The following is a 26,920-nucleotide window of genomic DNA, read 5'->3' on the forward strand; positions in this document are numbered from 1 at the left end:
AGGAGTCACATCACTGCAACTCCTTTTCTTATTTTAAGGTAAATTCTTATCTAATTTCTCCTCCGGCTTCGAAGGCTTTTTCTGGTGAAACAAAGCTCAATTCTCCCGCTTCATTTTCGGCCATTAAAATCATACCTTGAGATTCAACACCTCTAATTTTACGTGGCGCCAAATTCATCAAAACACTTACTTTTTTACCAATAACTTCTTCGGCGTTGTAGTGTTCAGCTATACCCGAAACGATAGTTCTTTTATCAATTCCTGTATCTACCAATAACTTCAACAATTTATCCGCTTTGGGTACTTTTTCAGCTTCTAAAATGGTACCAATTCTAATGTCCATTTTCGTGAAGTCGTCAAAAGAAATATTCTCCTTTTGTGGCGGTAAACTTGGGTTACTTTGTTGTGACGCTTTTAAAAGATTTTGTTCCTCTTCTACCAAACTGTCTTCTATTTTTTGGAATAAAATTGTTGGCTTATTGGTAGCAGCACCTTCTGGCAATAAATCCATGCTACCTGCTTTACTCCAGTCCATTTTTTCCAAGTTCATGAAGCCTCTTAACTTATCTGCGGTGTCTGGTAAGAATGGTTCAAAGACAATGCTCAAGTTTGCCGTAATCTGTAAGGCAATGTTCATGATAGTCTTTACACGCTCCGGATCTGTTTTGGCCAATTTCCAAGGCTCTGTATCTGCCAAGTATTTGTTACCAATACGCGCCAAGTTCATAGCTTCTTGTTGGGCTTCTCTAATTTTGTATTTGTAGAGCAATTCAGCAATGCGTGTAGGAATATTTTCTACTGCTGCAATTACTTCTTTGTCGTAAGCATCTAATTCTCCTCTTACCGGAACTTCACCTTGGTAGTACTTTTGATTCAATACCAATGCACGGTTTACAAAGTTCCCCATTACGTCAGCCAGCTCGTTGTTCACACGTGCTTGGAACTCATTCCACGTAAATTCACTGTCTTTACTCTCTGGAGCAATCGCAGTAAGGGTGTATTTTAATTCGTCTATTTTGTCTGGGTGTCTTTCCAAGTACTCGTGCAACCAAACCGCCCAGTTACGAGAAGTTGAGAATTTGTCTCCTTCTAAGTTTAAGAATTCTGAAGCAGGTACATTGTCTGGTAAAATTAAACCACCGTGTTCTTTCAACAAAATAGGGAAAATAATGGCGTGGAATACGATGTTATCCTTCCCAATGAAGTGTACTAGTTTTCTATCACCTGTCCAGTAATCTTCCCAGTTTTTACCATTGTCCAAAGCCCATTGCTTGGTTGCTGAAATGTAACCAATAGGAGCATCTAACCAAACGTACAATACTTTTCCGTCTGCACCTTCAACAGGAACGGGAACTCCCCAGTCCAAATCTCTGGTCATGGCACGAGGCTTTAAACCACCATCTATCCAACTCATACATTGCCCAATAACTTGCTTACGCCATTCATTTGGGTTGTGTTGTTGTTCTCCGTTTAATTTTCCTTCCTTAATCCACTCTTTTAACCACGCTTCTGCTTGGTCCATAGGTAAGAACCAGTGCGAAGTTTCTTTTAAAATAGGTGTTTTCCCACTTAAGGTTGATTTTGGGTCTATTAATTCTGTTGGACTCAAAGCCGAACCACATTTCTCACATTGGTCACCGTAAGCACCTTCGTTTTTACAGCTCGGACAAGTTCCAGTAATGTATCTATCTGCTAAGAATTGGTTGTATTCTTCGTCGTAGTACTGTTCACTTGTTTTTTCAATGAATTTCCCTTCATCGTTCAATTTCTTAAAGAAAGCTTGTGCAGTTTCTTTGTGAATTTCTGTAGATGTTCTGTGGAAAATGTCAAAATTGATGTTGAAATCAGAAAATGATTGTGCAATAATACGGTTGTATTTATCTACAATTTCTTGTGGGGTAATCCCTTCTTTTTTCGCTCTTAACGTAATGGCAGCTCCGTGTTCATCACTTCCACAAATGAAAGCCACATCATGACCGTTTAAACGTAAGAACCTCGAAAAGATATCTCCTGGTAAATAAACACCCGCAACGTGACCTAAATGAAGGGGTCCGTTAGCATACGGAAGGGCTGCGGTAATTGTATATTTTGCTTTGCTCATTGTCCTAATTTTATGGCAGCAAAGATAATTGTTTTAATTGGATGAGCAGGGGAGGAGAGAGAAGAGTTTTTAAGTGCCAGACCAGCAGTGAAATCAAGGGAAAAATGACGAATATAAATTTTGTAATCAACCAGGAGTTAGATGTGAACTATCCCCCTATTTTTGTAGCAAAATAAAGCACATGAAAATTTATAACGACGCCTATTTAACAGAAGTTCAAGAGCGCTTGGATAAGCTTGATACAAATACGCAACCCTTATGGGGTAAAATGAATGCTCCACAGATGTTGGCGCATTTGAATGCTACCTACACCAACAGTTTTTCTAAAGATGAAAAGAAGAATGGATTTTTGATGAATTTCATGTTAAAGAAATTTGTGAAACCTTTGGTGGTGGGAGACAAGCCTTACAAGAAAAATATACGTACTTCTCCAGCATTTTACATCGCTGATGAAAGAGAATTTACAAAAGAAAAAACGGAGCTTTTGGCAAACATAGAGAAGGTAATTCAAGAAGGTGAAGCAAGTTTTGAAGGAAAAAAGAGTCCCAACTTTGGTACTTTAACTGCTGCAGAATGGAACACTTTGTTCGACAAACATTTGCAACACCACTTCGCACAATTCGGTATATAAAGTCCGTAAATCTTAAATAAATAGAGAAGGAGACCGAAGAAAACTTTCAAATTCCTTTTCTTTGCAAAAAATTTTATCAGATGCTTAGATTAAAGTTACCTACAGATCCAAGATGGGCTAAACTTGTGGAAACGAACATACAAGAAGTGTTAACCGACCATGCTTGGTGTGAACAAAAAGCAGCGAGTAATGCAATTTCTATTGTGGTTCAAAATTCAGAGTACCCAGATTTGGTAACGGAAATGTTGAAGCTTGCCCAAGAAGAATTGGAGCACTTCGAAATGGTACACGAAAAAATCAAAGCCAGAGGTTTTAAACTAGGTTTAGAGCGTAAAGACAGCTACGTAAATGAATTGTACAAATTCATGATTAGTGGCGGATCTAGAAACCAGCGTTTGGTAGATAGATTACTTTTCTCAGCAATGATAGAAGCCAGAAGTTGTGAGCGTTTCAAAGTTTTGTCTGATAATATAGATGATGAGGAATTGGCTGAATTCTACAGAGAATTGATGATTTCTGAAGCGGGACATTATACGATGTTCTTGCGCTTGGCCAAAGAGTTAACAGAGGGTACAGACGTAGATCAGCGTTGGAGAGAATGGCTGGATTACGAAGCGGAAGTGATAAAAAATTACGGAAAAGAAGAAACAATTCACGGATAAGTGAACAATTGATTTGAAGTGTTGTTATTCCTGCATAATTTAGTAGCATGCGAGGAATAACAACACTTTTTTTATGCCTGATAGTTTCCTTTATAGGTCTAGCTCAGGAAGGTACGCTGAGAGGTACCGTAACCGATCAAAAAACAGGTGAGGCCCTGTTCGGAATCAAAGTGAAAATTGTAGGTGAAGACAAAGGAGCGGTCACCGATTTTGATGGAAAGTATGAGATAAGCGGACTTTCACCGAAAACCTATGCTTTAGAAGCAACAGGTACTGGGTATAAAGCGGAAATCAAATATAACATAGTGGTGAGATCAGGTGGTAACCCAGATGTAGACTTTGTTTTACAAGAAGAAGCCACAGATTTAGAAGGAGTAGAAATTGTTGCCAACCCTTTTAAAAAGGATAAGGAAACGCCTCTTTCTTCCAATAAATTGAGTCAAGAAGAAATTGCAACCTACCCTGGAGGGAACAATGATATTGCTAAAGTTGTACAATCGCTACCTGGAGTTTCGGGTTCTGTAGGTGGTTTTAGAAACGACGTGATTATACGTGGTGGAGCACCCAACGAGAATGTATATTACTTGGATGGAATAGAAATTCCGAATATCAATCACTTCTCTACACAAGGGAGTGCGGGTGGACCCGTAGGTCTGCTCAATGTATCTTTCTTTGAAGGAGTAACGCTTTCAACGTCATCTTTTGGCGCACAATACGACAATGTACTTTCTGGAGTTTTACAGTTTGAGCAAAGAACGGGAAATGCACGTGAGATGAAAACCAACTTTAGGTTGAGTAGTAGTGAAGCGGCATTGACTTTAGAAGGTCCTTTATTTAAGAAAGACAACGAAGAGGCTAAAACAACTTACATCGTTTCTGCAAGAAGATCTTATTTACAGTTTTTGTTTCAGGTTTTAGACCTTCCTTTCTTACCCGATTACTGGGATTACCAATATAAAATCAACCATAAAATCAATAAATACAATGAGTTGAACTTTACAGGTGTGGGTTCAATTGATGATTTTGCCATTAACGTACCGGATGAATTTGATGCCGAACAGCAAGCCACTTTAGAGCAAATACCAGTGATCAAACAATGGACAACTACAAGCGGATTGAGTTGGAAAAAGCGTTTTAAAGATGTGAACGGATACATGCTTACGGCTGTGAGTAAGAATATTCTCAACAACAACTTTAAACGTTACCAAGACAATATTAACCTTACCGGTTTGTACTTAAACAACGAATCGCAAGAACAAGAAACAAAGGCGAGATACTATTACAAGCGTTTCTACGACAAATGGGAATTGGCCTTTGGTGGAGTGGTTCAGAATGTTGATTACTCCAATAGAACCACGAACACCGTTAGCGGATTTAATTATGAAAACGCATTGAACTTTTGGAAGTACGGTGCTTTCGTGCAGGCATCTACCAAAGTATTAAAGGATAAATTGAGCATTTCTGGAGGTTTGCGTTTTGATGGAAACGATTTCACCAAAAGAGGAAATGATATTTACAGAACCTTGAGTCCACGAGCGGCATTGTCTTATTCTTTAGACAAAAAACAACGTTGGAGTTTGAACGCTTCTGTAGGTCGTTACTTCAAATTACCAAGTTATACGATTCTCGGGTTTACAGATAACCAAGGGATGTTTGCCAACAGAGAAGTTGACTACATTCAATCCGACCACTTGGTAGCAGGTGTAGAATTTTTATTGAATTCTTCTACAAAATTCACGATAGAAGGATTCTACAAGAAATACAGCAATTACCCGGTGTCTTTAACAGACTCTGTGAGTTTGGCCAATTTAGGAGGAGATTTCTCTGTGTTAGGAAACGAACCGGTAACCAGTATAGGTTTAGGAAGAACATACGGGGTGGAATTGTTGGCACAAAAGAAATTCACCAAACATTTCTATGGAGTTGCATCGGTTACTTTCTACAAGAGTGAGTTTACAAGTTTCGATGAAGATGTATACTTACCCTCAGCATGGGATAACAAAGTCTTGATCAGTTTAACGGGTGGATACAAGTTTGGCAAAAACTGGGAATTGAGTGCCAGAACACGCTTCTTAGGTAAAACACCTTACGCTCCTGTTGACGTAGAAGCAAGTGAGCAAACCTATCCTGCTTTGGTAAAAGATTACAACCGTTTGGGTGAGGAGTTCTTGGCTTCTTTCAACCAAACAGATATACGTATAGATAAGAAATGGAACTTTGAGAAGTGGACATTGGACATTTACTTCGAAGTGCAAAATGTTTTCGGACAAGCTACTCCATCTGAACCTTCGTACGGTTTAGTGCAAGATGAAAACGGAGTGCCTGTTCAACCAACAGAATTGAAACAATTCCCATCAGTGGCTTCAGGAACTGTACTTCCTTCCCTAGGAATTGTGATAGATTTCTAATCCAATAGAATAGACTATCTTTGTACCAAATAAAAGGGACGACACGAGTTCGTCCCTTTCAAGTTTATATATGACATTCAAATCATTAGGATTAAGAGAAGAGTTGCTAACTGCAATTCAAGAACAAGGGTATACCACGCCTTCACCCATTCAAGAAAAGGCCATTCCAGTTGTATTAGAAGGAAAAGATGTTTTAGCTTCTGCACAAACGGGAACAGGGAAAACGGCAGGATTCACTTTGCCGATATTACACAATTTAAGTCAACAAGAAGTTAAAGGGAAAAGAGCCATTCGTGCCCTTATTTTAACTCCCACTCGAGAATTAGCCAGTCAGGTATACGATGCGGTGAGAACCTACGGTGCGCATTTAAACCTGAAGGCTGCGGTAATTTTTGGAGGAGTTAATCAAAACCCACAAGTAAGAACCTTAAACCAAGGCGTAGATGTTTTAGTAGCTACACCGGGTAGGTTGTTAGATTTACACCAACAGAAACACATAAAATTAGGTCAAGTACAAACCTTTGTTCTCGATGAGGCCGATCGTATGTTAGACATGGGGTTCTTGCGCGATATAGAGCGTATTTCTAACCTTATTCCCAAGCAAAAGCAAACACTTTTGTTCTCTGCAACTTTTAGTAAGGAGATTAAAAAATTGGCCAATGGCATCTTAAAACATGCGGTTCAGGTAGAGGCAACACCAGAAAACACTACGGCAGAACGAGTTGATCAGGAAGCGTATCGCGTGGATAAATCAGACAAAACTGCGGTGTTAATTAAGTTGATTTACGACTTAGAAATGGAGCAAGTATTGGTTTTTACCCGTACAAAATATGGGGCCAATCGCTTGTGTCAAAAGTTGGATAGACGCGGTATAAAATCTTCTGCGATTCACGGAAACAAGAGTCAAAACCAGAGAACTAACGCGTTAAACGACTTCAAAGCAGGTAAAATAAAAGCCTTGGTAGCTACAGATGTTGCTGCACGTGGATTAGATATTCCTTTGTTGCCGCACGTGGTGAACTATGAGTTGCCCAACGTACCCGAAGATTACGTGCACCGTATAGGTAGAACAGGTAGAGCAGGAGCTGCAGGTTTGGCGATTTCTTTGGTAGGAGCCGATGAACTCGATTATTTAAAAGGAATAGAGAAATTGTTAAAAACGCAAATTTCTTTACAAACCGTAGAAGGTTATCTTCCTACTGATGAACCGGAGCCGAAGGCAGAGAAAAAGAAAAAGCCCAACCGTAACAGAAAGCGCAAGCCAGATCCAAATTCTAAAAAGGAGAGAAGAAAGCAGGTGCTGAATAAAAAATAGACATAGATTTTGTCATTCTAAGATAGTTACAGAGGATATAAACCCAAAGCGTTTGTATCCTCTTTTTTTACCCCTACTTTTGCCCCCATGAAAGGAACAATATTTTACTTCTACGACGCCCTTTGCGGATGGTGTTACGGATTTTCTCCTGTGATGATGGAGTTGTACGAGAAATACAAAGACGAATATGATTTCCAGGTGATTTCTGGAGGAATGATTACGGGAGATAGAGTAGGACCCATCGGAGAAGTTGCACCCTACATTAGCGAAGGTTACAAACAAGTAGAAGAGCGTTCTGGTGTAAAATTCAGCGAGGCCTTTTTGAAAGACATTTTGGAAGAAGGAAGCACAGAATTTACTTCTATCCCAACTGCTGTGGCCTTAAGTGTTTTTAAACAACACAAACCACAAGAACAAGTCGCTTTTGCAGCACGTTTGCAAAAGGCCATTTACTTTGATGCTATTCAACCGATGGATACAGAAGCTTACGGTAAACTAGCCGAAGAATTTGGTTTAAACGGTGATGAGTTCATTGCGCAAATGCAAGACAAGAAGATTGTTGAACAGAGTTTCGAAGAATTCAGTGTTTGTCAGCAAATTGGTGTAAACGGTTTCCCAACGGTAGCTGTTGACAAAGGAGAAGGAAAACTCTACGCCATCGCCAGAGGTTACGTGCCTTTAGAAGTGGTAGAAGAGAACTTGCAGAATTTGTAAAAATTTTGAAATATAGCATTATTGAAGGGTCCGAAAGGGCCTTTTTTTAGTTATGGGTTAGTGAGTGCAGAGTTAAGAGTTTTTTATAATTGATTCCCGAGCGGAGCGCCGTACTGAGCATTTGTCGAAGTGTCGAGGGGCCAATATCCAATTAAGGTTCCCGAGCGAAGTCGAGGGGCCAATTTCAAATCTAATACGGGGCTTTTAACGGGCTCTCCGCTCTAGTCCTCGGCTGCAAAGTGCTTTTAGTAACACGGGCCAAAAAGCTTCTTAAGTCGCTTTCCACCCCGCACAAAAACACCCTTTCCATCCTCCGGGCTGCCGCTGCTATCCCTAAGCGAAGGCAGTTTGGAGTGTGAGTAGGGAGGATGGAATGAAGTTATGAGTTAGTGAGTGCAGAGTTAGGAGTTTTTTGTTATTTCACTACCAAATTTACGGTTTCAGGTGTAATTAAAATGGTTGAATCTACAGCGCAGTTTTTTAGAATGAAAACAGCGGGTGAATTGATATTAAAGTAAGTATCAATGATTTCATTCGTGTCATAGATAATATTGGGATTGGTAGAACTAATAAAAGAAGAGTAATCTACTTTGCTGCCCAATCCCGAAAAGAAAATGAGCGTACTATCTTTAAATTGTTCTTCTTCTAAAAACCGCATAAATTTATAACTGCACTTAAGGCAGTACCCTTTTTCATTCAAGGCATAGATTTTATTAAAGTCTTTACAATCTATCGCAAATTTACTTTCTAACAGACTTGCGAATGACTTTTCATTTTTTGATGTATCAGAACATGCTATTAAGATGAAAAGTAGAAATAAGGGAAGTAGTTTATTGAGCATACAGTGATGGGTTAATTTCTAGTAATTGAAGGCTGTTTAGTTTTGTTTTATTTAGCAAATAGACAGAGCCATCGTACTCAAGTAATTGATGAATAAGAATGTTTTTGTCAATTATTTCTTCATGTATTAATTGTTGAGAAGATGAATAAAGTTGTATTACCTTTTTGCCGCTTCTGTTATCCGCAAGAAAAACAAAATAAGTATTTAGTGTTGGAGAATAATGAGCACTTGAACAATGAGCACCTTTGGTTAGAATTTTCATTTCGTTTTCAATTAATTTGTCAATAGTAACTGGAGATATTTTTAACGAATCGAAAAACTTACTATTGAGTTGAAAAGAAGAAATACTTAAGTCGGTGTTATTAATTACGAACAATGAGTCAACCCTACAACTTGTATAAATTTTGTTTTTTGAGTTATAGGTAAAGTGTCTTCCTTCACTCGAATATTGGGTAGATTCTAAGAATCTAGATATTAAGTTTTTAAGTAAAAAATCACCCTGATTTAAGGTGTCTTGAGATAGGTTAAATTCTAAGAAAATTGGAGAAACTAGAGCATTGGTAAATGATTTTTGCGCAATTTCTTTTAGGCTAAGTATTGAATCTGCTGCTTGAGAATTATGTGAATAAACAATAGCTGCTTGTATTTTACTTTGAGTGAAATTAAGAGGAGGTAGAAACAAATGGCCTTTTAGTTTTTGTTCTTGGAAATCCCATTTTTTCAAAACCTCTAATTTTCTATTGATGAGGTAGAACTTGTTGGTGTATTTAGAAAGAAGTAAAATTGAATCACGAGAAATAACATTGTAAGTCAGAATTCCTTCAGGAATAGAATCATACAATTTATGAAGATTTAATACCTCAGCAGACTTATCCTTAAGGTTTAAGGAAGCAATTTGTTTTCTGGTATTAAATTCTGCAAAATAAACTCTATCGTTTACTATAGAAAATGTATTAAAAGCTTGAATTTGAGGATGGTCTAATGTTAGCGTGTCCACAATCAAATCTATAGGAGCAATGTCTTTTTTGTTCTGACATGCAAATGAAATACAGGCTAATACCAAGCCGTACAAAAACAATCTTTTCAAGAGTTAAAATTTAAGTGTTTATGAGTTGGTTGAAGCCAAGTTAAAAAATAGATGGCTAATTCATTCAAAGGAACAATAAAATTTTATTTGTACAACTTCGGCAATTTCATTTATACTACTTATAAAAACATATATATCACTTACATGGTGCAACACTAGAACCAACATCCCTCCTCAAACGTTCATATCACATGACAAACGACGAACATCTTTTGGCCCTCCGAACTTTCGAAGCAGATATAAAAGCCAATAAGTCTGAAGTAGAAGAATTTCAGCACCGCGTTTTGCGACCGGTTTTAAAACATTTGAATGAAAAACTATTGGCCCTTATCGCACAAGAAACGCACTTTCAATTGCTGCTCAAAAAGAGTTTGCCTGCCAAAGAGAAGGAGCTAGAACTCCGCAATTTCATTAAGAAAAACAAACATTTTAAGTTTACCAGTATAGGTTTAACCTGCGCGCTTTTTACCACCGAAGAATTTGAGTTTTATCTAGCCCATAAAAAGGACTTGGATAAACGAATTAGTCAGATGGTGGAGGAGAGAGTGGTGAGTCAGTTTTGAGAGAGAAAAATACACTCGTAGTCGAATGTAAATAATTGGTAAACTTTTAGCTTTGGTTTATCCTTATTTAATAATAAATCTATTAAAAGGACTTATGATAACGAATAAGTCAGGTGAATGTGTACAAAAGTTTTTTATATTGCAAAAAAAATAAGAATGGACCCCCTAGATCAATTTGCATCTGAATTGAAAACATTCAGATTAGGAAAGGTAGAGGATATTATTTATTCATCCTCAAACCCAATTAACGATATTATAGATTTCTTTTCAAAAGAAGCCAAAAGCCGGAGTTCTTTTACAGAATCTGGATTATTAGTTCATAGCTTTATTCTAAGAAAGAATTTAATCGGTGGAATGCCCCGAGAAGTTGCAACAGTTTCAATAGATAATGGAGAATTAGTAGGTATTGGTATCCATGGGAATACAGATAAATTGAGGGCTGAATTCAACAATTTAAAAAGATTGATGAAAAAGCTTGATGAACAGCCTGAATTCTATTTAGGAATGCTAGGTGAGAGAAAAGGATATGAGTATTATGGAAATCTTTATTCAAATTATGTTTTTGGCTTCGCATCTAATATTCAAATCCAAGGAGACACAGTTCAGACAATTACCATAAACCCTTTTAAATGAAAATAAGGATTAAAAAAGTATACTCTAAAACAGAAGCAACAATAAAACTAAGTTGGTTAAGAAGTATTGACGTAACTGTTCCGACTCGACATGTAATGTATATGTGTTCAGATCCCCTCCGATGGAATGAAATAGACCAAATAAATTTTAATAAGGAAACACTTAAAGAAGTAGTGAGTGATTTATTGGATTTAGAAGTTGAACATAATGCTGTGTTAGCAGAAATGTTTTTGAAAATTTCAGGCAATCATCCAAATAAATTTGAAAATGAATTTGTAAAACAGATGATTGTTAATCATGAATTGAATAATAAAAATTAGATATGGTATTACTCGGTATTATAATAGGGTATTTTGTAGGGAAAATATTAATAGGTGGAATATTATTTACTTTTTTAACAAAGGCAGACGAGGACCCAAATGGTTCTTCAGGTAAGTTTTTTGAATATTTTGGCGGGTTAATTGGAGCCATTTCGTTAGGATTCCTATTTAATGAATTTTAAAAATTAATTTGGTGAATAATTAATAGTTTATATTGAATTTAAGTGGAGTTGTTTTTAGCTTTTCAAGAGTCGAACAACTCCCTACTCACTCTCCAGACTGCCTTACCCTTCTTTCTTCGGACTTTGAGCTTTAGGCTTTCCACCATCTTTGTTCCCGTTTCCGCTTTTTCCTTTCTTGTAAAACTTCTTCTTTCCAGAATACCTTTTGTTTTTAGAGCGGGCTGGGGCTTCTTTCCATTCTGGTCCGGGGGCAAAGCCTTCGGGTAATTCTAATTTTGGGATAGAATTTTCGATTAACTTCTCGATGTTGCGTACGCGGAACATGTCTTTTTCGTTCACCAAAGTAAAGGCTTCTCCCTTTGTGTTGGCACGGGCTGTTCTACCTACACGGTGTACGTAATCGGCTGCGTCATGCGGTACATCATAGTTGATGACCATGTTGATTTCTTTGATGTCAATACCACGACTCATCACATCAGTAGCCACCAAAATACGTATGCGCTTAGACCTAAATCCACGCAATACTTCTTCTCGTTTGTCTTGTTCTAGGTTAGATGAAATTCCCTTGGCTTTAAAACCATTTTGGTTGAGCGACTTCACAATTTCACTCACCTTACTCTTCGATGAGGTAAAGATGATAATGGAATCGTAATCTTTTCTATCTGCAAAAATATGTTTAAGGATGTCTAACTTTTGGTTGTCGTGTACCAAGTAGATTTTATGATCTACACCTTCTGCAGGTTTGGCAATTCCCAAACGAATTTCTGTATGATCATTTAAAATACGTGTAGCTAAGCCCATCAAACTTTTGGCCATAGTGGCACTAAACATAAGGGTTTGGTGCTTTTTGGGCAAGTAAGAAATGATGGATTTTAAATCGTCGATGAAGCCCATGTCTAACATACGGTCGGCTTCATCTAAAACCAGGTGCTTCACGTGTTTAAAGTTTACGTGACCCATTTTTAAATGCGATAACAATTTACCGGGCGTTGCAACAATGATGTCTGTTCCTTTAGAAAGCGCTTCCTTTTGCTCCGACCAATCGGCACCGTCTCCACCACCATAAATGGCTTTAGAACCCACAGAAATAAAATAAGACAAGCCTTGAATTTGTTGTTCAATTTGAACGGCCAATTCACGCGTTGGAACGATGATAAGTGTATCTATATTGGTGTCTTGTTTTCCAACTAATTTGTTGAGTATAGGCAAAACGAAGGCCGCTGTTTTTCCCGTTCCAGTTTGGGCACAGGCCAAAACATCTTTGTTTTCTAAGATTAAAGGAATGGCTTGTTCTTGAATGGGTGTTGCCGTTTCAAAGCCCATGTAATCTAAGGCACTTACGAGCTCGTCGTTTAAGTTTAATTCTGTGAATTTCATTGGGTTTAAAGATAAGGAGATAATTGGAAACCTGCTCCGAATTTGTGGATTGTTCATTTTTTCATCTCCACCAGAATTAAACAATGGTTCTAGTTATAGGTTCCCGTGCGGAGTCGAGTTGCCGAATATTAAGTATAGGTTGAAATTTTGCCAACCTACAATATGACAAACCATTTAACTTTTTTATCTAGCCATCTAGAACTCTAACGGTCTAAACATCCGTATCCAATATATGCTGTACACGCCCAACTTCTCCAGTGGTCAATTGCACTTTAATTCCATGAGGGTGTTGCGGACTCTTGGTCAGCAAACGCTTTACTTCTCCTTCGGTAAGTTCACCCGTACGTTGGTGGTGCTTTTGCACAATTTCTACGATGTAACCTACCTTGATGTCTTTGCGAAAAGTCCCTTCACTCATGAATTCTGATTTTGTAACAAAGATAGCGTTTCTACGGTGCTACGAAAGCGCAAGTTCTCCTATCTTTAGTGCTTTATTTTTCACAAATGATTAGAGAAATACAAGTCCAAGATAATGTAGCCATTGCCCAAGTAATTCGCAGAGCTTTGGAAGAATATGGTCAGGCCAAAGAAGGAACGGTTTATACAGACCCAACCACGGATGATTTATTTGAACTTTTTAAAACGGAGGGTTCTGTTTATTTCATTTTGGAATTGGACGGTAAAGTTGTGGGCGGTTGTGGTATTTACCCGACCAAAGGTCTCCCAACAGGCTACGCAGAATTGGTAAAACTCTACCTCAACGCGGATTTAAGAGGGAAAGGTTACGGTAAAGCACTCATGCAAAAAAGCATGGAAGCCGCACAAAAAATGGGTTATACTCACTTGTATTTAGAATCCATACCTGCTTTAAACGAAGCCGTGCATTTGTACGAAAAAGTAGGTTTTGAAAAGTTAGACGCACCGCTGGGAGACTCTGGTCATTTTTCCTGTGATCTTTGGATGGAAAGGCAGCTTTGAGCAAAGACAGTCAAGAGTGTGAGTAGGGAGTAATTAGGATTTTTAGTAAACTTGAACTACACTCTTGAATGAAATAACATCTAAGCGTTTTATTTTTTGAATTCCTCTGCAGTTATTGTCCATTTATTAACCCACGTACCTTTCATTTCTTCTCTGAAATCCATGTTTACTTTTAGGACTTGAATGCGTAATTCGGGGTTATTTAAAACGAATTGCTTTTCGAAGTCAAGAATTTCTCCGCTGAATTTTCCTCTCCAGCTCGAGAAGTAAATGATAAGTGTGTAATCGAAATTTTTATAGTCTTGTTTTATATGATTATAAATGATGGTGTCTTGAGCGAGGTGTTGTGAAGTATCCTGTACTTTCTCCATTTCACTAAAATCTTTCAGAAAAGTATAAGAATTTGCTCTGCAGGTAATGCTATCGGCGTTGGTTTGATTTACGCGAAAACCTTCTTGATCATACAGTTCCCATTTATCAAATGACCAACCGGGTTCTTGTATCTTTTTTACAAGGTTGGAATCGCTTAAAGTGATATACTCCGTTTGCGTAGAAGCATATTTATCATAAAACTTATTGATTTGCTTTTCACTTGCGTAATTGGGAAATATTTTAGCCTTTTTTACGGTCTTAAGCATGACCAATTTACAAGAAGAAAGACTCAACAGAGCGAGTGCGATTAAGATGGTTTTCATGTTTCAAATATAAAAACTCTATTTAAGCAAACATTGAACCATTGAAGAACCGAAACTTTAGCATTGTTCTAAACGTTCTAAAAATCTAAAAGTCTAACCGTCTAAAAATCTCAAACTCTTTCCTATTTTAGAGTTTCCAAAAATTAAAAAACATGAGTACACCCAAAGGCATACCTTCCGTAGATTTAGCAGATTTTGTAAAGGGAACAGCAGCACAGCGCGAGCAGTTTGTGCAGGATCTCGGTAATGCTTACGAAACCATAGGTTTTGTGGCGGTTAAAAATCACGGTATTCCTCAAGATTTAATTGATGCTTTGTACGCAGAAATGAAGGCCTTTTTTGCTTTGCCAACGGAAGTGAAAGCAAAGTATGAAATAGAGGGTATAGGCGGACAACGCGGGTATACATCTTTTGGAAAAGAACACGCCAAAGGGATGAAGGCGGGAGATTTGAAAGAATTCTGGCATTTTGGTCAGTTTGTGGAAGATGGAGACCCCATTAAAGCACAATATATTGATAATGTGGCTGTGGAGGAGTTACCTAACTTTTTGCAAATTGGTAGAGATGCTTACAAGAGTTTTGAGAACAGTGGTCAAGAATTATTGAAAGCCATTGCCTTATTCTTAGGCTTAGAAGAAAACTACTTCCACGAATTTGTGCACAACGGAAACAGCATCTTGCGTCCTTTGCATTACCCACCTATTCAAGGAGAAGTAGAACCTGGAGCCGTAAGAGCAGGTGCGCATGAGGACATCAATTTAATTACCCTTTTGGTTGGAGCTTCGGCAGACGGACTAGAAGTATTGAACAAAAACAACGAATGGGTGGCGGTCACTGAAATTCAAGACCACATCGTTGTAAATGTTGGAGACATGTTGCAACGCTTGACCAACAACAGGTTAAAATCTACAACTCACCGTGTGGTAAACCCACCTGCTGCAGAAATGGGCAAGAGCAGGTATTCAGTACCTTTCTTCTTACACCCCAAACCAAGCATGCCTTTAAACTGTTTGGCATCGTGTATAGATGAGGACAACCCACAACACTACGCAGACATCACCGCAGGAGATTATCTGATGGAAAGGTTGAGGGAGATAGGGCTGGTGAAGTAGGACTATTCAAGAATTTGAAAATTCAACGATTCAAAAATTCATTTCTCGGCTATCGCTCGAGAACCTTTTATTTAAAAATTTAATGATTTAAACATTTAAAGAAATAGAAAAAGGGAACCCAAGTGGTTCCCTTTTTTACTTTAAAGCCTGATTATTTTGGGTTCTCGAGCGGAGTCGAGAGACTAATAATCTACTCGTCTAGGCATCTAGAAATCTAGCAATCTAGACATCTAACCTACATTTTTGTCACAGACGATGCATCCGTAATATCCATGTGATCTATCGTTGGATTTCCTTTGTATTTCAAGCTACTTGCGTCTTTGGCAGTAACTTTCAAAGTTTGGTTTACCGTAAGTTTTGCGCTGCTGGCATCTTTTAAGAAAATATCCAAGTGCTCTACTTCAAATCCGTAGCCTACGAAAGAGGATGCATCTGAGATATTGATTTCCGTTGTGTTACACACGCCCGAAAAATCTACGTGCGAAGCATCACTAATGTTTAAAATGGCATCGTCTAATCTTAATTCGCCTTCGAAATGACTCGCATCTGTTACCTTAGCTTCAAAAGTTGCTGTTTCTAGTGTGTTTTCAAAAATAACGCTACTTGCATCGTGGGCGTCTACGGCTTTTAAATACGGCACGGTGATGTAAGCATTAATCACGGCTCCTTTTCTGAAACTGGTGTTGTGTTTCAATTCAATTTCCAATTCTCCAGAAACCATGGTAACTACGATTCTATCGTGAATGTTTTCATTGGCTTCTATAATTACGCCCTCATTTTCGCTAGAGAAAGTAACGTAAGCATTGATGTTGTCTCTTAATTTTAGTTTCGTAAAACCAGTTATTCCTTTATCCTCTGTGGTTATTGTTGATGATGGGTTGATTTTAAATTTCGAGCAAGAGCTAAATACCAATCCAACCAATGCTATAAGTAATACATAACTTTTCATAATCTTCTTTTTTATAGTAGACAAGGCAAAAAGTGTTTACCCCTACGCGTTAATTAAAAATTTAAAGTTCAAAATTCAAAAAACCAACTTAAAATTTCTTTTTCAAACAGTGACAGCAATGGCAGCGCCCTGAGGTTTGAACTTAGTAAGCGCAAGGAAAAGCTTACGACCACCGGAAGTGAGCTTGCCCTTTTGTGCGACTTGGGTTAAACCTTAGGGACTATAATGGATGGCACGGCCGTTTGCCTAAAACAGTTTGGAGTTTGAGTAAGGAGTATAGAGAAGCTTCAACTTCTGGTATGTTCGTCTTTTTGAATTTTGATTTTTTCTTTATGAATTAAAGCTTGCCACCTATTCCGGCTATACGTTGTAGTCCCCAATTTTGTTGGGGACTATCCGGGGTGGATTAGAAAAATCTCAAGGCTACATGAGCACCAATCCATGCGTTGGATTTTACGTAAGTATCATGGGTATAGCTATATCCTTTCCAAGGCATCAAATTATCTAAGAATTGTCCGCTTACGGAACTGTAATCTGAAATAGTATGTACGTTCAAGCTTGGACCAAATGCCAAAGCCACTTTCTTAAACATTTGCCAATGGAAACTCATATTTATTTTACCTAAAACGTTGGGGTTTAAATAGTATTCCGTTTGTAAACTACTGGCTTCTAAATCGAAGAACAAGCGCAAACGTTTACTCAAACCAACCGAAGATCCTATTCCATACCCAAAGGTATACACGGGTTGACTTCTTTTGAAACTTGCACCTACTCTAAACGTGTTGTAAAAACTGTGCGATCCGGAGCGGAGTGCAATGTTGGCTTCTGTTATTTCATTGGCAGAAAGTTCTAAGTTGTGATAACCGTGTTTTGAATAAGAGAAGAAACCGATTGTAGGTCCGGAAATACTATCACTAATATTGATAAACCCAATTTGGGCTCCTTTTACGTGGGTAGCAATATTCAGAAATCCTGCGGCTTGTAAACCTCTAACTTCTCCACGAGCTATGTTCATAAAACCAGCCAATTGCGCACCTTTCACGTTGTTGTTGGCATAGTTCATAAAACCAGCTCCTTGCACACCCTTTACTTCTCCTAAAGCTATGTTTGAGAAACCGGCAAATTGTCCGCCCTTAAAAGATCCTTTTGTGTAATTTATCAAACCTCCGAACTGACCACCGCTGAAATTAGCACCATTCAAATTGGTAATACCTGCCATTTGCACACCGCGTTGGTTTCCTCCAACCGCATTAAACAAACCTGCCGATTGGAAATAACTTACGCTATCTACGTTTAAATTGAACAAGGTTGCGACTTCCAATTTGTTTACACCACCCGTAATTCCTCCAAATAAGTTGAAAGAATAATCATAGGTACTGGTGCTACTTAGTTTGCCTGCTGTTCCTACACCTGGCACTACAGAAAACTGCGCTTTACCTTCTAACTTATTAGAGAAGTTTGAGATGTTTGCCTTGTTTTCATCGGACAGTTTAAACCACTTGAAAGATTTTACCTTATCTAGCAATTGATTTTCTTTTAAGGAATCTGTAGCAGTATTTATTGGTGTCATTTCAATGTTGAGTACTGCATATCCATCTGTTGGCCAAAGGATCAAGGTGTCTTTGTAGCCTTGTTTTTTAACGTTGATGTATACCTTTTCAGCACTGGAAACTTGTAAATCATAATAGCCATATTGATCAGATATGGATGAACTCAAAGTCAGGGTATCGTACAAACTCACATAAGGAATTTTGGCTTGTGTAGTTGCATCTACCACATAACCTTGTAGGTGTACCTCTCCAGGTTTGGGAACCGTTGTTTCGCGCAATAGGATATAATTACCTTTTACCTTGTAAGTGATCTTTCCTTGGAAAATATCGTCCAATACCTCACGTGTAGTTTGGTTCTGGTAGGTGCGAGATAAACGTTGGTTTTCGTCTATGGCATCCGTTCTGTAGGCAAAGGTATATTCGCCCATTTTTTCCATTTCATCCAAAACCACTTTTAAGGTAGTAGATTGCAATTGTAAACTTACTTTGCGCTCCAAGGGTGGTAAGGGGTTGCTTTGTCCGAACGCCAGGGCAACATTGATATAACAGCCCAATAGAATTAGCTTAAATACATTCATCTCCGTAAATTTCATATTGGTTATTGTTATACTTCACCTCTAAATCCATCAATTCTTTGATGATGTTTAGTATGGTTGCCAAATCTTCATTTTTAAAGGTCACACTCAATTCACAGTTTTGAATGGCTTCATTTTTAATAATGATGTCCTTTTGGTAGAAAGCGGAGAGAATTTCGGTTACTTCTTTGAGTTTAGTTCCGTCAAATTCAAAGACTTTGTCTTTCCTTGCTTCCACTTTCTCATACTTCTTTACAAGCGCTTCTTTGGCTACATAAAAGGCGCTGTCTCCTTCAATGAGACGTATGTCTTCATCTCCTAACTTTAATTCAACTATACCTTCTGTAACTACAACTTTCACTGTGTCACCTTTGTCTTGAATGTTGAACACCGTTCCTATATCTACCACTTTGAGTTCTTTCACGTGAACGGTAAAGGGCAAATCGTCTTTGTGTTCCACCGCAAATTCTGCACTTCCTTCCAGGGTTAAACTTCTGTTGCTTTTGTCAAAACCTTCGTTGAGCATTATTTTACTGTGCGGTTCTAATTTAACCTTAGAGTTATCCTTCAAGGCAAAAGAAGTGGCTTCCGTACTCGCGGTGTAACTCTCTAAGCTAAAGGTGTTTTGTATGCTGTCATTGATCACGGGTTGTTCAGCTATTTCACTAGGCTCAACTTCATTGTTCCATGTAAATACAGTAAACACCAGGGCAATACTTGCAGCTACAGCTAAGGCACTGTACAACATACGCAGGTTGTTTTTTCCTTTGTTTTGGATTTGACTTTCTACTTTCTGCCAAGCTTCTTTTGTATTCACTGCTTTAAAAACTTCTTGTTGATGCGAAAGCGCAAAGGCTCTTTCATACTCCAAGAACAAGGCTTTGTTGGCAGGGTTTTCATCCATCCAGCTTTGAACTTCCTGGGCGTGTTGTGGTCCTGCTTCTCCTTTTAAAAAAAGAAGAATTAAATTTTCCATGTATGTGTTTTCTTCTACCATCCTCTTAAAATTAAAATGTGAATGATAAAAGCCGGTAGGTATTCTTGTAGCGCCGTGCGCATCAATTTTAAGGCTTTGCCCATTTGATTTTCTACCGTTTTGGTTGAAATGTTGAGTTGATCAGCTATCTCTTTATAGGAGAGTCGTTCCTGTCTGGAAAGCTGAAAAACTTCTCTACACTTGGGGGGTAATGTTTGCATAGCTAATTCTATGGTTTGTTCTAATTCCTTACTTTCTATACCACTGTCTGTTCGTTCAGAACCCGACAAGCTATAGTCTTCTTCTACTTCGCGATGATAATTTTTACGAGCTGCTGAGTTTAAATGATTGAGACTGGCATTGTGTACAGCGCTGTACAAATAGGATTTGGTTTGACCTGTAATTTCCAGTTCTTTTCGTTTTTCCCAAAGCTTGATAAATAGCTTTTGTACTATATCTTCTGCTTCTTCTTGTCGCTTCACCATGGTAAAGGCGTAGCGCGCTAAAGGCTCATAGTATTGGTTAAACCATGCCTCTAAGGTTTGGGAAGTAATCGCTTCAACTAGCTCCATTCTTTATTATCGCTTTGTGTAGTAGACAGCAGAAAGTAAGCATACCCCTATGCGTATTTCAACTTTTTTAAAATTAAGGCAAAAAAAAGAGGAAAACTGTGTTTCCTCCTTTAAATATTTGGTGTGAGAAGTGCTTATTGCTCGTTTCCGATAATCTCAAACAAGGCGTTTAAGTTTGGAGAGATAATTACTTCTATTCTTCTGTTCTTTGCTTTATCCGTTTCGCTTACAGGGTGGAATTGAGATCTACCTGAGGCACTTAAGATAGCTGGATTGATGTCAGAATTTGCCAACATGATTTCAACTACAGCTGTAGCTCTTAATACAGATAATTCCCAGTTGTTTTTTGGGTGTTTTGCACTGTTTAAAGCATCAGCATCTGTGTGACCTTCAACAATGATTTCTAAATCATCATCACCTTGTATTGCTTTAGCCAATTCTATGATCGCTTTTTGTCCTTCTGACTCAACATTTGTAGAACCAGAAGCAAACAACAATTTCGCTTCAAGACTTACGTATATTTTTCCATCTTTTTGCTCTACGGTTAATCCTTTATCGTTGAATCCGTGAAGGGCTTCAGCTACTTTGTTTTTCAGAGCTGAAACTGCAGCATCTTGTCGCGCAATGATTTCCTCTAATTCTTTTACACGTTGCTCTCTATCTACCAACAACTTTTGCTTTCTTCCTAACTCATCCTCCAATTTTAAAAGAGCATCCTCTTTACGCTGTGCTTCTAAAATACTTGCTTCTAAGTTGGCTTGTAATTTTGCAGTTTCTATTGCATCTCTAGATCTAGAAAGGGTGAACTCTTTTTCTAAAGTCGTGTTGAGTTCTACCATTTTATCGTACTGCGTTTGTAAGACACGGTAGTCTACACCCATTTTTAAGGTGTCTTTCTTCAACTGTGTTACTTCAGCGCGTAAAACATCTCTTTCTTCAGTAAGGTTTTTTGCTTTGGCCTCATTATCTATGGCCATTGTCTTGTATTTTTCAAGCTCTTGACTACACGCTTGTTCCTTGCTTAATAAATCTTGGTATTTCTGAGGAGTTACACAAGAGGCAACAATTAATCCTATACCTAGTATGCTAACAATAGACTTCATAACTGATTATTTTAAACAAAGATGCGAAGGATTATAGGTCCCTCGCATCTAAAATTTTAATGTTATAAACAGTTGAATATGAATAGGTGCTTATTGTTGCTCCTTTTCTAATTCCGTTAGTATTTTCTTTTTCTTTTCTAATTCCGTTTTCAGAATGTTTATTTTTTGTTCTGCTTCGGTAATCTTTTGCTTTTTAGCATCGTGCTCTTCTTGAGAGATTTCTTTGTTTTCTAAAAGAATTCGAATCTTTTCACGCGCTTCTCTTACTCTCTCTTCTCCAGTGGCAATTGTTACTTCGCTTTCTTCGATTTCTTGTTCAAGTTCAGCCTTTGCTTTTTTGGCATCTTCCGCTCGTTTTTGTCCGAACTCTCTTCCACTTAAATCACCCTTGTTTTTACCGTAGGCATTACCTTTTCCTGGGTGTTCTTTGTCTTTACCTTTTGCTTTGTCCGACTTATCCTTTTCCTTATCCTTGTCTTTCTCTTCTTTATCGTCGTCGTCGTTTTCTGCTTTTTGCTCTTTCTTTTCTTTTTCTTTCTCTACGAACTCTGATTTTTCAGCCTTCTTTTCTTTCCCTTTTCCCTGAGGTCCTTGAGCAAAACTAAACTGGTTCATCCCCATGAATAGGAGGAGGGCAAACAATACTTTTATTAACTTTTTCATCTTCTTAAATTTTATAGACTATCTAATTCGTGCAGTGCTTCAGCGGCATCGTCGTTATACTTTTTCAATTCATCTGTTGCCGTTGAAAGCTCTTGAATTACCTCCTCATTTTTTTCAATTTGTGCACTTTCTTCAGGAGTTAATTCTGCTTCATTAGAAGTTGTGTTTGACGTACAGGAAAGCATGAATAATGCCAATCCTAAAAAGATCAATCCTTTTTTCATAATATCAAGTTTTGATGGAAGATACGATATTTTTGGAAAAAAGTTGGTAGCAATTAATAATCGTCCTTAGCTAATCGCTCTTCGATTTCTTTGAGGTTCTCCATTTTTTTAGGACGACGCGTTTCTATAGATGTCTTGGTAAAATACTTGTGCATTTTTAAGAAAGCCACCTGCATCATATCCCATTCTTTAGCACTAGCTATTTTACCATGTTCCATCAATTCTTGCTTCAATTTGTCGGCAATTTCATGGAAATCGTCTCTACCTAAATAATCTAAATCTGCGTCACAAATAATTTCCTCTAAGTGATTTTTAGGGTTGTGAGGTATGGCAGTAGAGTAGATCAATTCCTTAATTCGAGCAATGTCCTCTTCCGTATAACCGTATTCAGGCAAAACTTCTTCGGCCATGCGCGCCCCTATGGGTTCATTCTTTTCGTATTGCTCAATAAACCCAGCATCGTGGTAAGACGCTGCAGATTTCAACAAGAACAAATCTTTATCTGTAATTCCTTCTCCAATGGCAATACGCTCGGCCTGACGTGTTACGTCTATGGTATGAGCCACACTGTGGTAATGTAAATTCGGAGAAAGTCTTTTCTTGAGCATGCGCATAATTTTACGCTCTGCATTCATGTAATTAATGGAAGAAAAGTGGTGCAAATTCACCAATTTGTAGAAGGCTTCATTGGGTAGAATTCCTTCTCCGTTTACAGAAAGTTCAGGCTTGATGCTGTCTACAAAGTACATATCAATTTTTCCCTTACTTTTCGATTCTGCAATACCTGCAAAAGAACATTCAAAGTAGGCTTCTATGTGTTCGAAAGTGGATCCTGTAATGGCTATTCTTCCCGGTTGTGAAAGTCGCTCCATACGCTGGGCATGGTTCACGGTTTTTCCCCATACGTCGTAGGCAAAACGCTTGGTTCCTATAATACCTGCAGATACAGGGCCTGTGTTTATACCTATCCTAACCTTCCATTGTATATCTCCCGTTTCTTTCGCTCTTTCTTGTTCTTCTTTAACGAATTCTCTAATTTTTAGGGCAGCTAAAACGGTGTCTATAGGATTGGTCTTGTTGCGTATAGGAACCCCACCCGCACACATGTAAGCATCACCTATGGTTTTGATTTTTTCCAAATCGTGTTGCCCAATGATGTCGTCAAACTTTCTAAAGTACCTGTCTAAAATAGAAACCAATTCTTGCGGTTCTAGGTTGTCTGAAATAGTGGTAAAGCCAACAAAATCGGTAAACATTACAGATACCGTTTCGTAACCACGGGCATTGGCTTTTCCTTCTCGTTTTAGTTGGGTTAAGGTATCCGAAGGTAAGACATTACGCAAAATACTGTCCGATTGATTCTTCTGTTCTTCAACCTTGTCTTTTTGCTTTTCTATCTTGGCTTTTTGTTCCTCAATTTTCTTTTTCTGCTTCTCAATTTCTCGGTTCTTTTCTTCGAGTTCGTGGGTACGTTCTTTTATGCGCAACTCAAGAATTACCTGCTCTCTACGGGCTGTATCTATACGTTTTCTGATGTAGATGAAAATGAACAAAGCAAATAAGAGTGCTACGGTAATTCTAAACCACCACGTCATCCAAAAGGCCTTTTCTACCATGATGGTAATACTTGCCGGCAAACTTGTCCATTCACCATTTCCACGACGCGCATAGACGTGCAGGGTGTAGATTCCTGGAGAAATACTGGTAAAACGAATTTGGTTTTCATCCCCTAAAAGTTCTTCCACCTCGTCATCTCCTTTGAGTTTGTACTTGTAGTTAATTTGTTGTGGATTGGAAAAATCATCAGCGTAGAAACTTAAACTCAAGGTTCTGTGGTTGTAAGGAACGGTTATAGTTTTGGTAAGTGCTAAGTTTTGGGCTAAATAATCTGTGTTGCCCGGAATAATTTTTTCGTTCTCCAACCATAAACTCGAGAAGTATACATTCATGCGTTTGTATACTTGGTTCAATTTAGAAGGATGGAAGTAATTGTAACCCATGATACCACCGAAATAAATATTACCCTGGGCATCTTGGTAAGCGGCATTCATGTTGAATTCATCACTCAACAAACCATCTTCTTCTGTATATGAGGTGAATTTGTTTTTCGGGATGGAATATTTAATAATACCGCGGTTAGAGGATAAAAAGAGGTCTTTTCCATCGGTAGATTTTATACCGTAAATCACTTCATTGGGTAGTCCTTGCGCCTTGGTAAAGCTTTTAATTTCTTCTGTTTTTTGGTTAAAATAGTGTAGTCCTCCACCCAAAGTTCCAAACCAATATTCATCGGCGTTAGGTTGATATACCGTAGTAATGTAATCTTGTATGGTCAGTTTTATTTTGCGGTAAAAATTAGGCTGCTCGGCTATGAACTCACCTTTTTTATTGTAGCGCAACTCATACAAAGAACCTGAGCTTGGAGCTGTATAGAATTTACCGTCTAAGGATTTGAAAATTAAACGACAACTACCCGGACCTATGGTTTCACCATCATTGAGTTTATGCACCAAAAATTTCCAAGTATCTGTAGATTTAAACCAAACGGCAACTCCACCTTTGGTACCAAAGAGGTAAGTGTCTTCATCAAAGGCCTCTATATCGTAAATCAAATTAAAACCAGGTGGTCGATTTGAAGGCATTTGAATACGCTTAAAGCTGTAATTGTTATAATCAGTGGTGTCTATAATTAAGTGAAACAAACCGTCGTCATTACCTACCAATAAATTTCCGTTGTGCATTTCGTGGAGGGATAGGGAAGGGTGACTCGCCATTTGCTCTCCCGTAGAGGATAGTCGGGTATAATGGTAAAACCTTCGTTGCTTATGGTGATACATGCTCACGCCTTTGTCTGTAGCCACATAAAGGTTTTGGTTGTTTTCATTTTTGGTTAAGCTCCAAACCGATAAGGTGTTTAGTCCCTTTTGCGGATTAGTAGATATTCCCACCGAAACAAATTCCTTTTGCATGGGGTTATAACTCGAAATACCGCGGTTAGATCCCACCCAAATTACACCTCTTAGGTCTTCATAGATAAAATTAATATGGTTATCGGCGATTGCGTTCTTTTGAAAAAAATCGGCCATGAAAATTTCAGGAACTTGATCTTTTTTGTTTCTGTTTACACGAACAAAACCATTTTTTGCCGAAGCCAAATAGAGGGTTTCTTGGTTGAAATGTAAATCTTGTATATCAAACTTAAGGAGTTGTTCAGAGAAAACGTGCAGACTTTCATCCTTTAAATTATAGGTAAACAACCCATTGGTGGTACAAATAAATAAACTGTCTTTGCTAAACTTTTTAATTTTGTTGATGCGAGAATTTGGAGCAAGTTGCGTTTTTAATTCTACCAATTCCTCATCAGCGATGTTGTATTGAAATATGCGTCCGAATTGTGTAGATAAAATAAGTTCATTTTTATTACCTTCTTCTATACTGTTGATCCCACTTCTCAGAAAAACAGGCTTTTTAACTTTTAAAAACTTCTTTCCTTTTTCTTGGGTTAATACCAGTAGTCTACCGTCTTCAGTTCCTGCCCAAATTTCATCATTTAAAAAAGCCAAGGTATTGACCTCCTTACGGGCTCCACTTTCAGAGTAAACGGTTTCGAAAGATTGAAGAAAAGGGTTGTAGATAATAACCCCTTTGTAGGTTCCAAAGTAAAGGTAGCCCCTCTTGTCTTTGGTTGCACAAAGAATAAACTCATTCTCTATTCCTTTGGTTTCCCCCGAAGTGAATACATCAAATTTACTTCCATTGAAACGGTTCAAACCATCTTGGGTACCTATCCATAACGCACCGAAATTATCTTGTATCATGGCCGTACTCACACTCTGAGATAAACCATCTTTAATCGTGTAATTATTAAACTGTATGTTTTCCTGACCTATCGCAGAAGATAGGCATAAGAGTAGGGTGAGGAAAACCAATATTTGTTTCATTCTATACGGTATAGATACGTGCGTTTCTTAGACAAAGATAGGGTGTTTGGTGAAATAAAGAAGGACAAAGAAATTGAAAGCGCAAAAGAAAAGCCGTATCCCAAAGAATACGGCTCAAATATGATTAAAAACGAGTATTAATTTCCTGCTCCAGGACCAGCAGCTTCTGGTGCAATTGCAGCATTTTCTAAATCTCTATCGAACAAGTAAAGTCCACCCTTATCTTGACCAATTAATTTCAATTTATCCAAAATAGTTCTTGCCAAAGCTTCTTCCTCTAACTGCTCTGTAACATACCATTGCATAAAGTTGTGTGTAGAGTAATCTTTTTCCTGTAAACATACATCCACCACTTCGTTAATGCTTTCTGTTACCATAATTTCATGCTCCAACAACAATTCAAAAACACGTTCTAAATTGTCGAATTCTTGTGGCGGTTGCTCAACAGAAGGAATTATAGCTTTTCCTCCACGCTCGTTAACAAATTTCACCAATTTCAACATGTGGAAACGCTCTTCATCAGAGTGTGTGTACATGAATTTTGCTGTTCCATTCAATCCGTTTGCCTCTGCCCAAGATGCCATGGCCAAGTAAAATTGAGATGAAGATGATTCTTTAACTATTTGCTCGTTTAATTTTTGTTCTACTCTTGCGTTCATATTGTGGGTATGTTTATTTGTATCAAATTTAACATTTATCTACTAAACAGCTAGTGTGCCTGCTTTGTTTAGATTCATTTTAGAGAACC

Annotated in this window: 26 protein-coding genes; 11 read left to right on the forward strand and 15 right to left on the reverse strand. The window is 38.0% G+C overall.

The features are described from left to right. Window positions 1–46 precede the first annotated feature (46 nt). Complete coding sequence (metG, locus tag BM327_RS13290; protein WP_090251421.1) at window positions 47–2,101, reverse strand: methionine--tRNA ligase; 2,055 nt, start codon at window positions 2,099–2,101, stop codon at window positions 47–49. Between the two features lie 181 nt (window positions 2,102–2,282). Here metG and BM327_RS13295 point away from each other — a divergent pair, with 181 nt between their 5' ends. From BM327_RS13295 to BM327_RS13315, 5 genes are all read left to right on the forward strand, one after another. Further along, entirely contained in the window at window positions 2,283–2,732 is a 450-nt protein-coding gene (locus BM327_RS13295; protein ID WP_090251425.1) for a DUF1569 domain-containing protein, read from the forward strand. Window positions 2,733–2,812: 80 nt separating this feature from the next. Then, entirely contained in the window at window positions 2,813–3,394 is a 582-nt protein-coding gene (gene miaE / locus BM327_RS13300; protein ID WP_090251430.1) for a MiaE family protein, read from the forward strand. A 47-nt stretch (window positions 3,395–3,441) separates the two neighbouring features. Then, on the forward strand, window positions 3,442–5,802 hold the full coding sequence (locus BM327_RS13305) for a TonB-dependent receptor (RefSeq protein WP_090251435.1): 2,361 nt from the start codon (window positions 3,442–3,444) through the stop codon (window positions 5,800–5,802). Between the two features lie 70 nt (window positions 5,803–5,872). After that, window positions 5,873–7,117: a DEAD/DEAH box helicase gene (locus BM327_RS13310; protein ID WP_090251439.1), complete on the forward strand. Its 1,245-nt coding sequence runs from the start codon at window positions 5,873–5,875 to the stop codon at window positions 7,115–7,117. Window positions 7,118–7,204: 87 nt separating this feature from the next. After that, window positions 7,205–7,831 carry a DsbA family protein gene (locus BM327_RS13315; RefSeq protein ID WP_090251443.1) on the forward strand — a complete coding sequence of 209 codons (627 nt, stop codon included), beginning with the start codon at window positions 7,205–7,207 and terminating at the stop codon, window positions 7,829–7,831. 415 nt (window positions 7,832–8,246) lie between these two features. Here the strand turns inward: BM327_RS13315 and BM327_RS13320 are convergent, their stop codons facing one another. Beyond that, window positions 8,247–8,672: a hypothetical protein gene (locus BM327_RS13320; protein ID WP_090251447.1), complete on the reverse strand. Its 426-nt coding sequence runs from the start codon at window positions 8,670–8,672 to the stop codon at window positions 8,247–8,249. Beyond that, window positions 8,662–9,759, reverse strand: coding sequence for a hypothetical protein (locus BM327_RS13325; protein ID WP_090251452.1), 1,098 nt, complete (start codon window positions 9,757–9,759; stop codon window positions 8,662–8,664). Before BM327_RS13325 ends, BM327_RS13320 begins: the two co-directional genes overlap by 11 nt. A gap of 191 nt (window positions 9,760–9,950) precedes the next feature. Between BM327_RS13325 and BM327_RS13330 the strand changes: the two genes are divergently transcribed. From BM327_RS13330 to BM327_RS13345, 4 genes are all read left to right on the forward strand, one after another. After that, on the forward strand, window positions 9,951–10,322 hold the full coding sequence (locus BM327_RS13330; RefSeq protein ID WP_090251456.1) for a hypothetical protein: 372 nt from the start codon (window positions 9,951–9,953) through the stop codon (window positions 10,320–10,322). 156 nt (window positions 10,323–10,478) lie between these two features. Next, entirely contained in the window at window positions 10,479–10,955 is a 477-nt protein-coding gene (locus BM327_RS13335; RefSeq protein WP_090251461.1) for a hypothetical protein, read from the forward strand. Next, a complete protein-coding gene (locus tag BM327_RS13340; protein WP_090251465.1) occupies window positions 10,952–11,275 on the forward strand; it encodes a hypothetical protein in 324 nt (107 codons plus the stop codon). Before BM327_RS13335 ends, BM327_RS13340 begins: the two co-directional genes overlap by 4 nt. A gap of 2 nt (window positions 11,276–11,277) precedes the next feature. Then, entirely contained in the window at window positions 11,278–11,457 is a 180-nt protein-coding gene (locus BM327_RS13345; protein ID WP_090251468.1) for a hypothetical protein, read from the forward strand. Between the two features lie 102 nt (window positions 11,458–11,559). Here BM327_RS13345 and BM327_RS13350 read toward each other — a convergent pair whose 3' ends face one another. Both BM327_RS13350 and BM327_RS13355 read right to left on the reverse strand, forming a co-directional pair. Next, a complete protein-coding gene (locus BM327_RS13350; protein WP_090251472.1) occupies window positions 11,560–12,834 on the reverse strand; it encodes a DEAD/DEAH box helicase in 1,275 nt (424 codons plus the stop codon). A 211-nt stretch (window positions 12,835–13,045) separates the two neighbouring features. Then, window positions 13,046–13,252 carry a YwbE family protein gene (locus tag BM327_RS13355; protein WP_090251476.1) on the reverse strand — a complete coding sequence of 69 codons (207 nt, stop codon included), beginning with the start codon at window positions 13,250–13,252 and terminating at the stop codon, window positions 13,046–13,048. An 86-nt stretch (window positions 13,253–13,338) separates the two neighbouring features. On the opposite strand from BM327_RS13355, the gene BM327_RS13360 reads away from it, so the two are divergent. Beyond that, window positions 13,339–13,812, forward strand: coding sequence for a GNAT family N-acetyltransferase (locus BM327_RS13360; protein ID WP_090251480.1), 474 nt, complete (start codon window positions 13,339–13,341; stop codon window positions 13,810–13,812). A gap of 89 nt (window positions 13,813–13,901) precedes the next feature. On the opposite strand, the gene BM327_RS13365 is transcribed toward BM327_RS13360, so the two are convergent. Continuing rightward, window positions 13,902–14,507 (reverse strand): hypothetical protein, encoded by a 606-nt coding sequence (locus tag BM327_RS13365; protein WP_090251485.1) that lies wholly within the window; start codon window positions 14,505–14,507, stop codon window positions 13,902–13,904. Window positions 14,508–14,659: 152 nt separating this feature from the next. On the opposite strand from BM327_RS13365, the gene BM327_RS13370 reads away from it, so the two are divergent. Next, entirely contained in the window at window positions 14,660–15,619 is a 960-nt protein-coding gene (locus BM327_RS13370; protein WP_090251490.1) for an isopenicillin N synthase family dioxygenase, read from the forward strand. A gap of 235 nt (window positions 15,620–15,854) precedes the next feature. Here the strand turns inward: BM327_RS13370 and BM327_RS13375 are convergent, their stop codons facing one another. The 9 genes from BM327_RS13375 to BM327_RS13415 form a co-directional block, all read right to left on the reverse strand. After that, the gene (locus tag BM327_RS13375; RefSeq protein ID WP_090251495.1) at window positions 15,855–16,568 is read right to left on the reverse strand and encodes a head GIN domain-containing protein; all 714 of its coding nucleotides are present in this window, start codon (window positions 16,566–16,568) and stop codon (window positions 15,855–15,857) included. A 406-nt stretch (window positions 16,569–16,974) separates the two neighbouring features. Beyond that, the gene (locus tag BM327_RS13380) at window positions 16,975–18,711 is read right to left on the reverse strand and encodes an STN domain-containing protein (RefSeq protein WP_139230379.1); all 1,737 of its coding nucleotides are present in this window, start codon (window positions 18,709–18,711) and stop codon (window positions 16,975–16,977) included. Next, the gene (locus BM327_RS13385; protein ID WP_170853767.1) at window positions 18,683–19,669 is read right to left on the reverse strand and encodes a FecR family protein; all 987 of its coding nucleotides are present in this window, start codon (window positions 19,667–19,669) and stop codon (window positions 18,683–18,685) included. The genes BM327_RS13380 and BM327_RS13385 overlap by 29 nt, the downstream gene beginning before the upstream one ends. 14 nt (window positions 19,670–19,683) lie before the next feature. Then, window positions 19,684–20,241: an RNA polymerase sigma-70 factor gene (locus BM327_RS13390; protein ID WP_090251507.1), complete on the reverse strand. Its 558-nt coding sequence runs from the start codon at window positions 20,239–20,241 to the stop codon at window positions 19,684–19,686. A gap of 134 nt (window positions 20,242–20,375) precedes the next feature. Then, a complete protein-coding gene (locus tag BM327_RS13395; RefSeq protein WP_090251510.1) occupies window positions 20,376–21,344 on the reverse strand; it encodes an OmpA family protein in 969 nt (322 codons plus the stop codon). Window positions 21,345–21,434: 90 nt separating this feature from the next. Further along, window positions 21,435–22,007 (reverse strand): hypothetical protein, encoded by a 573-nt coding sequence (locus BM327_RS13400; RefSeq protein WP_139230380.1) that lies wholly within the window; start codon window positions 22,005–22,007, stop codon window positions 21,435–21,437. A gap of 11 nt (window positions 22,008–22,018) precedes the next feature. After that, window positions 22,019–22,231: a hypothetical protein gene (locus BM327_RS13405; RefSeq protein WP_090251522.1), complete on the reverse strand. Its 213-nt coding sequence runs from the start codon at window positions 22,229–22,231 to the stop codon at window positions 22,019–22,021. Between the two features lie 53 nt (window positions 22,232–22,284). Continuing rightward, window positions 22,285–26,172: an adenylate/guanylate cyclase domain-containing protein gene (locus tag BM327_RS13410; RefSeq protein ID WP_090251527.1), complete on the reverse strand. Its 3,888-nt coding sequence runs from the start codon at window positions 26,170–26,172 to the stop codon at window positions 22,285–22,287. A 137-nt stretch (window positions 26,173–26,309) separates the two neighbouring features. Further along, complete coding sequence (locus BM327_RS13415) at window positions 26,310–26,831, reverse strand: ferritin (RefSeq protein ID WP_090251532.1); 522 nt, start codon at window positions 26,829–26,831, stop codon at window positions 26,310–26,312. Window positions 26,832–26,920: the final 89 nt, after the last annotated feature.

It is taken from the genome of Lishizhenia tianjinensis (assembly GCF_900116425.1).
GTDB classification, from domain to species: Bacteria; Bacteroidota; Bacteroidia; order Flavobacteriales_D; family Crocinitomicaceae; genus Lishizhenia; species Lishizhenia tianjinensis.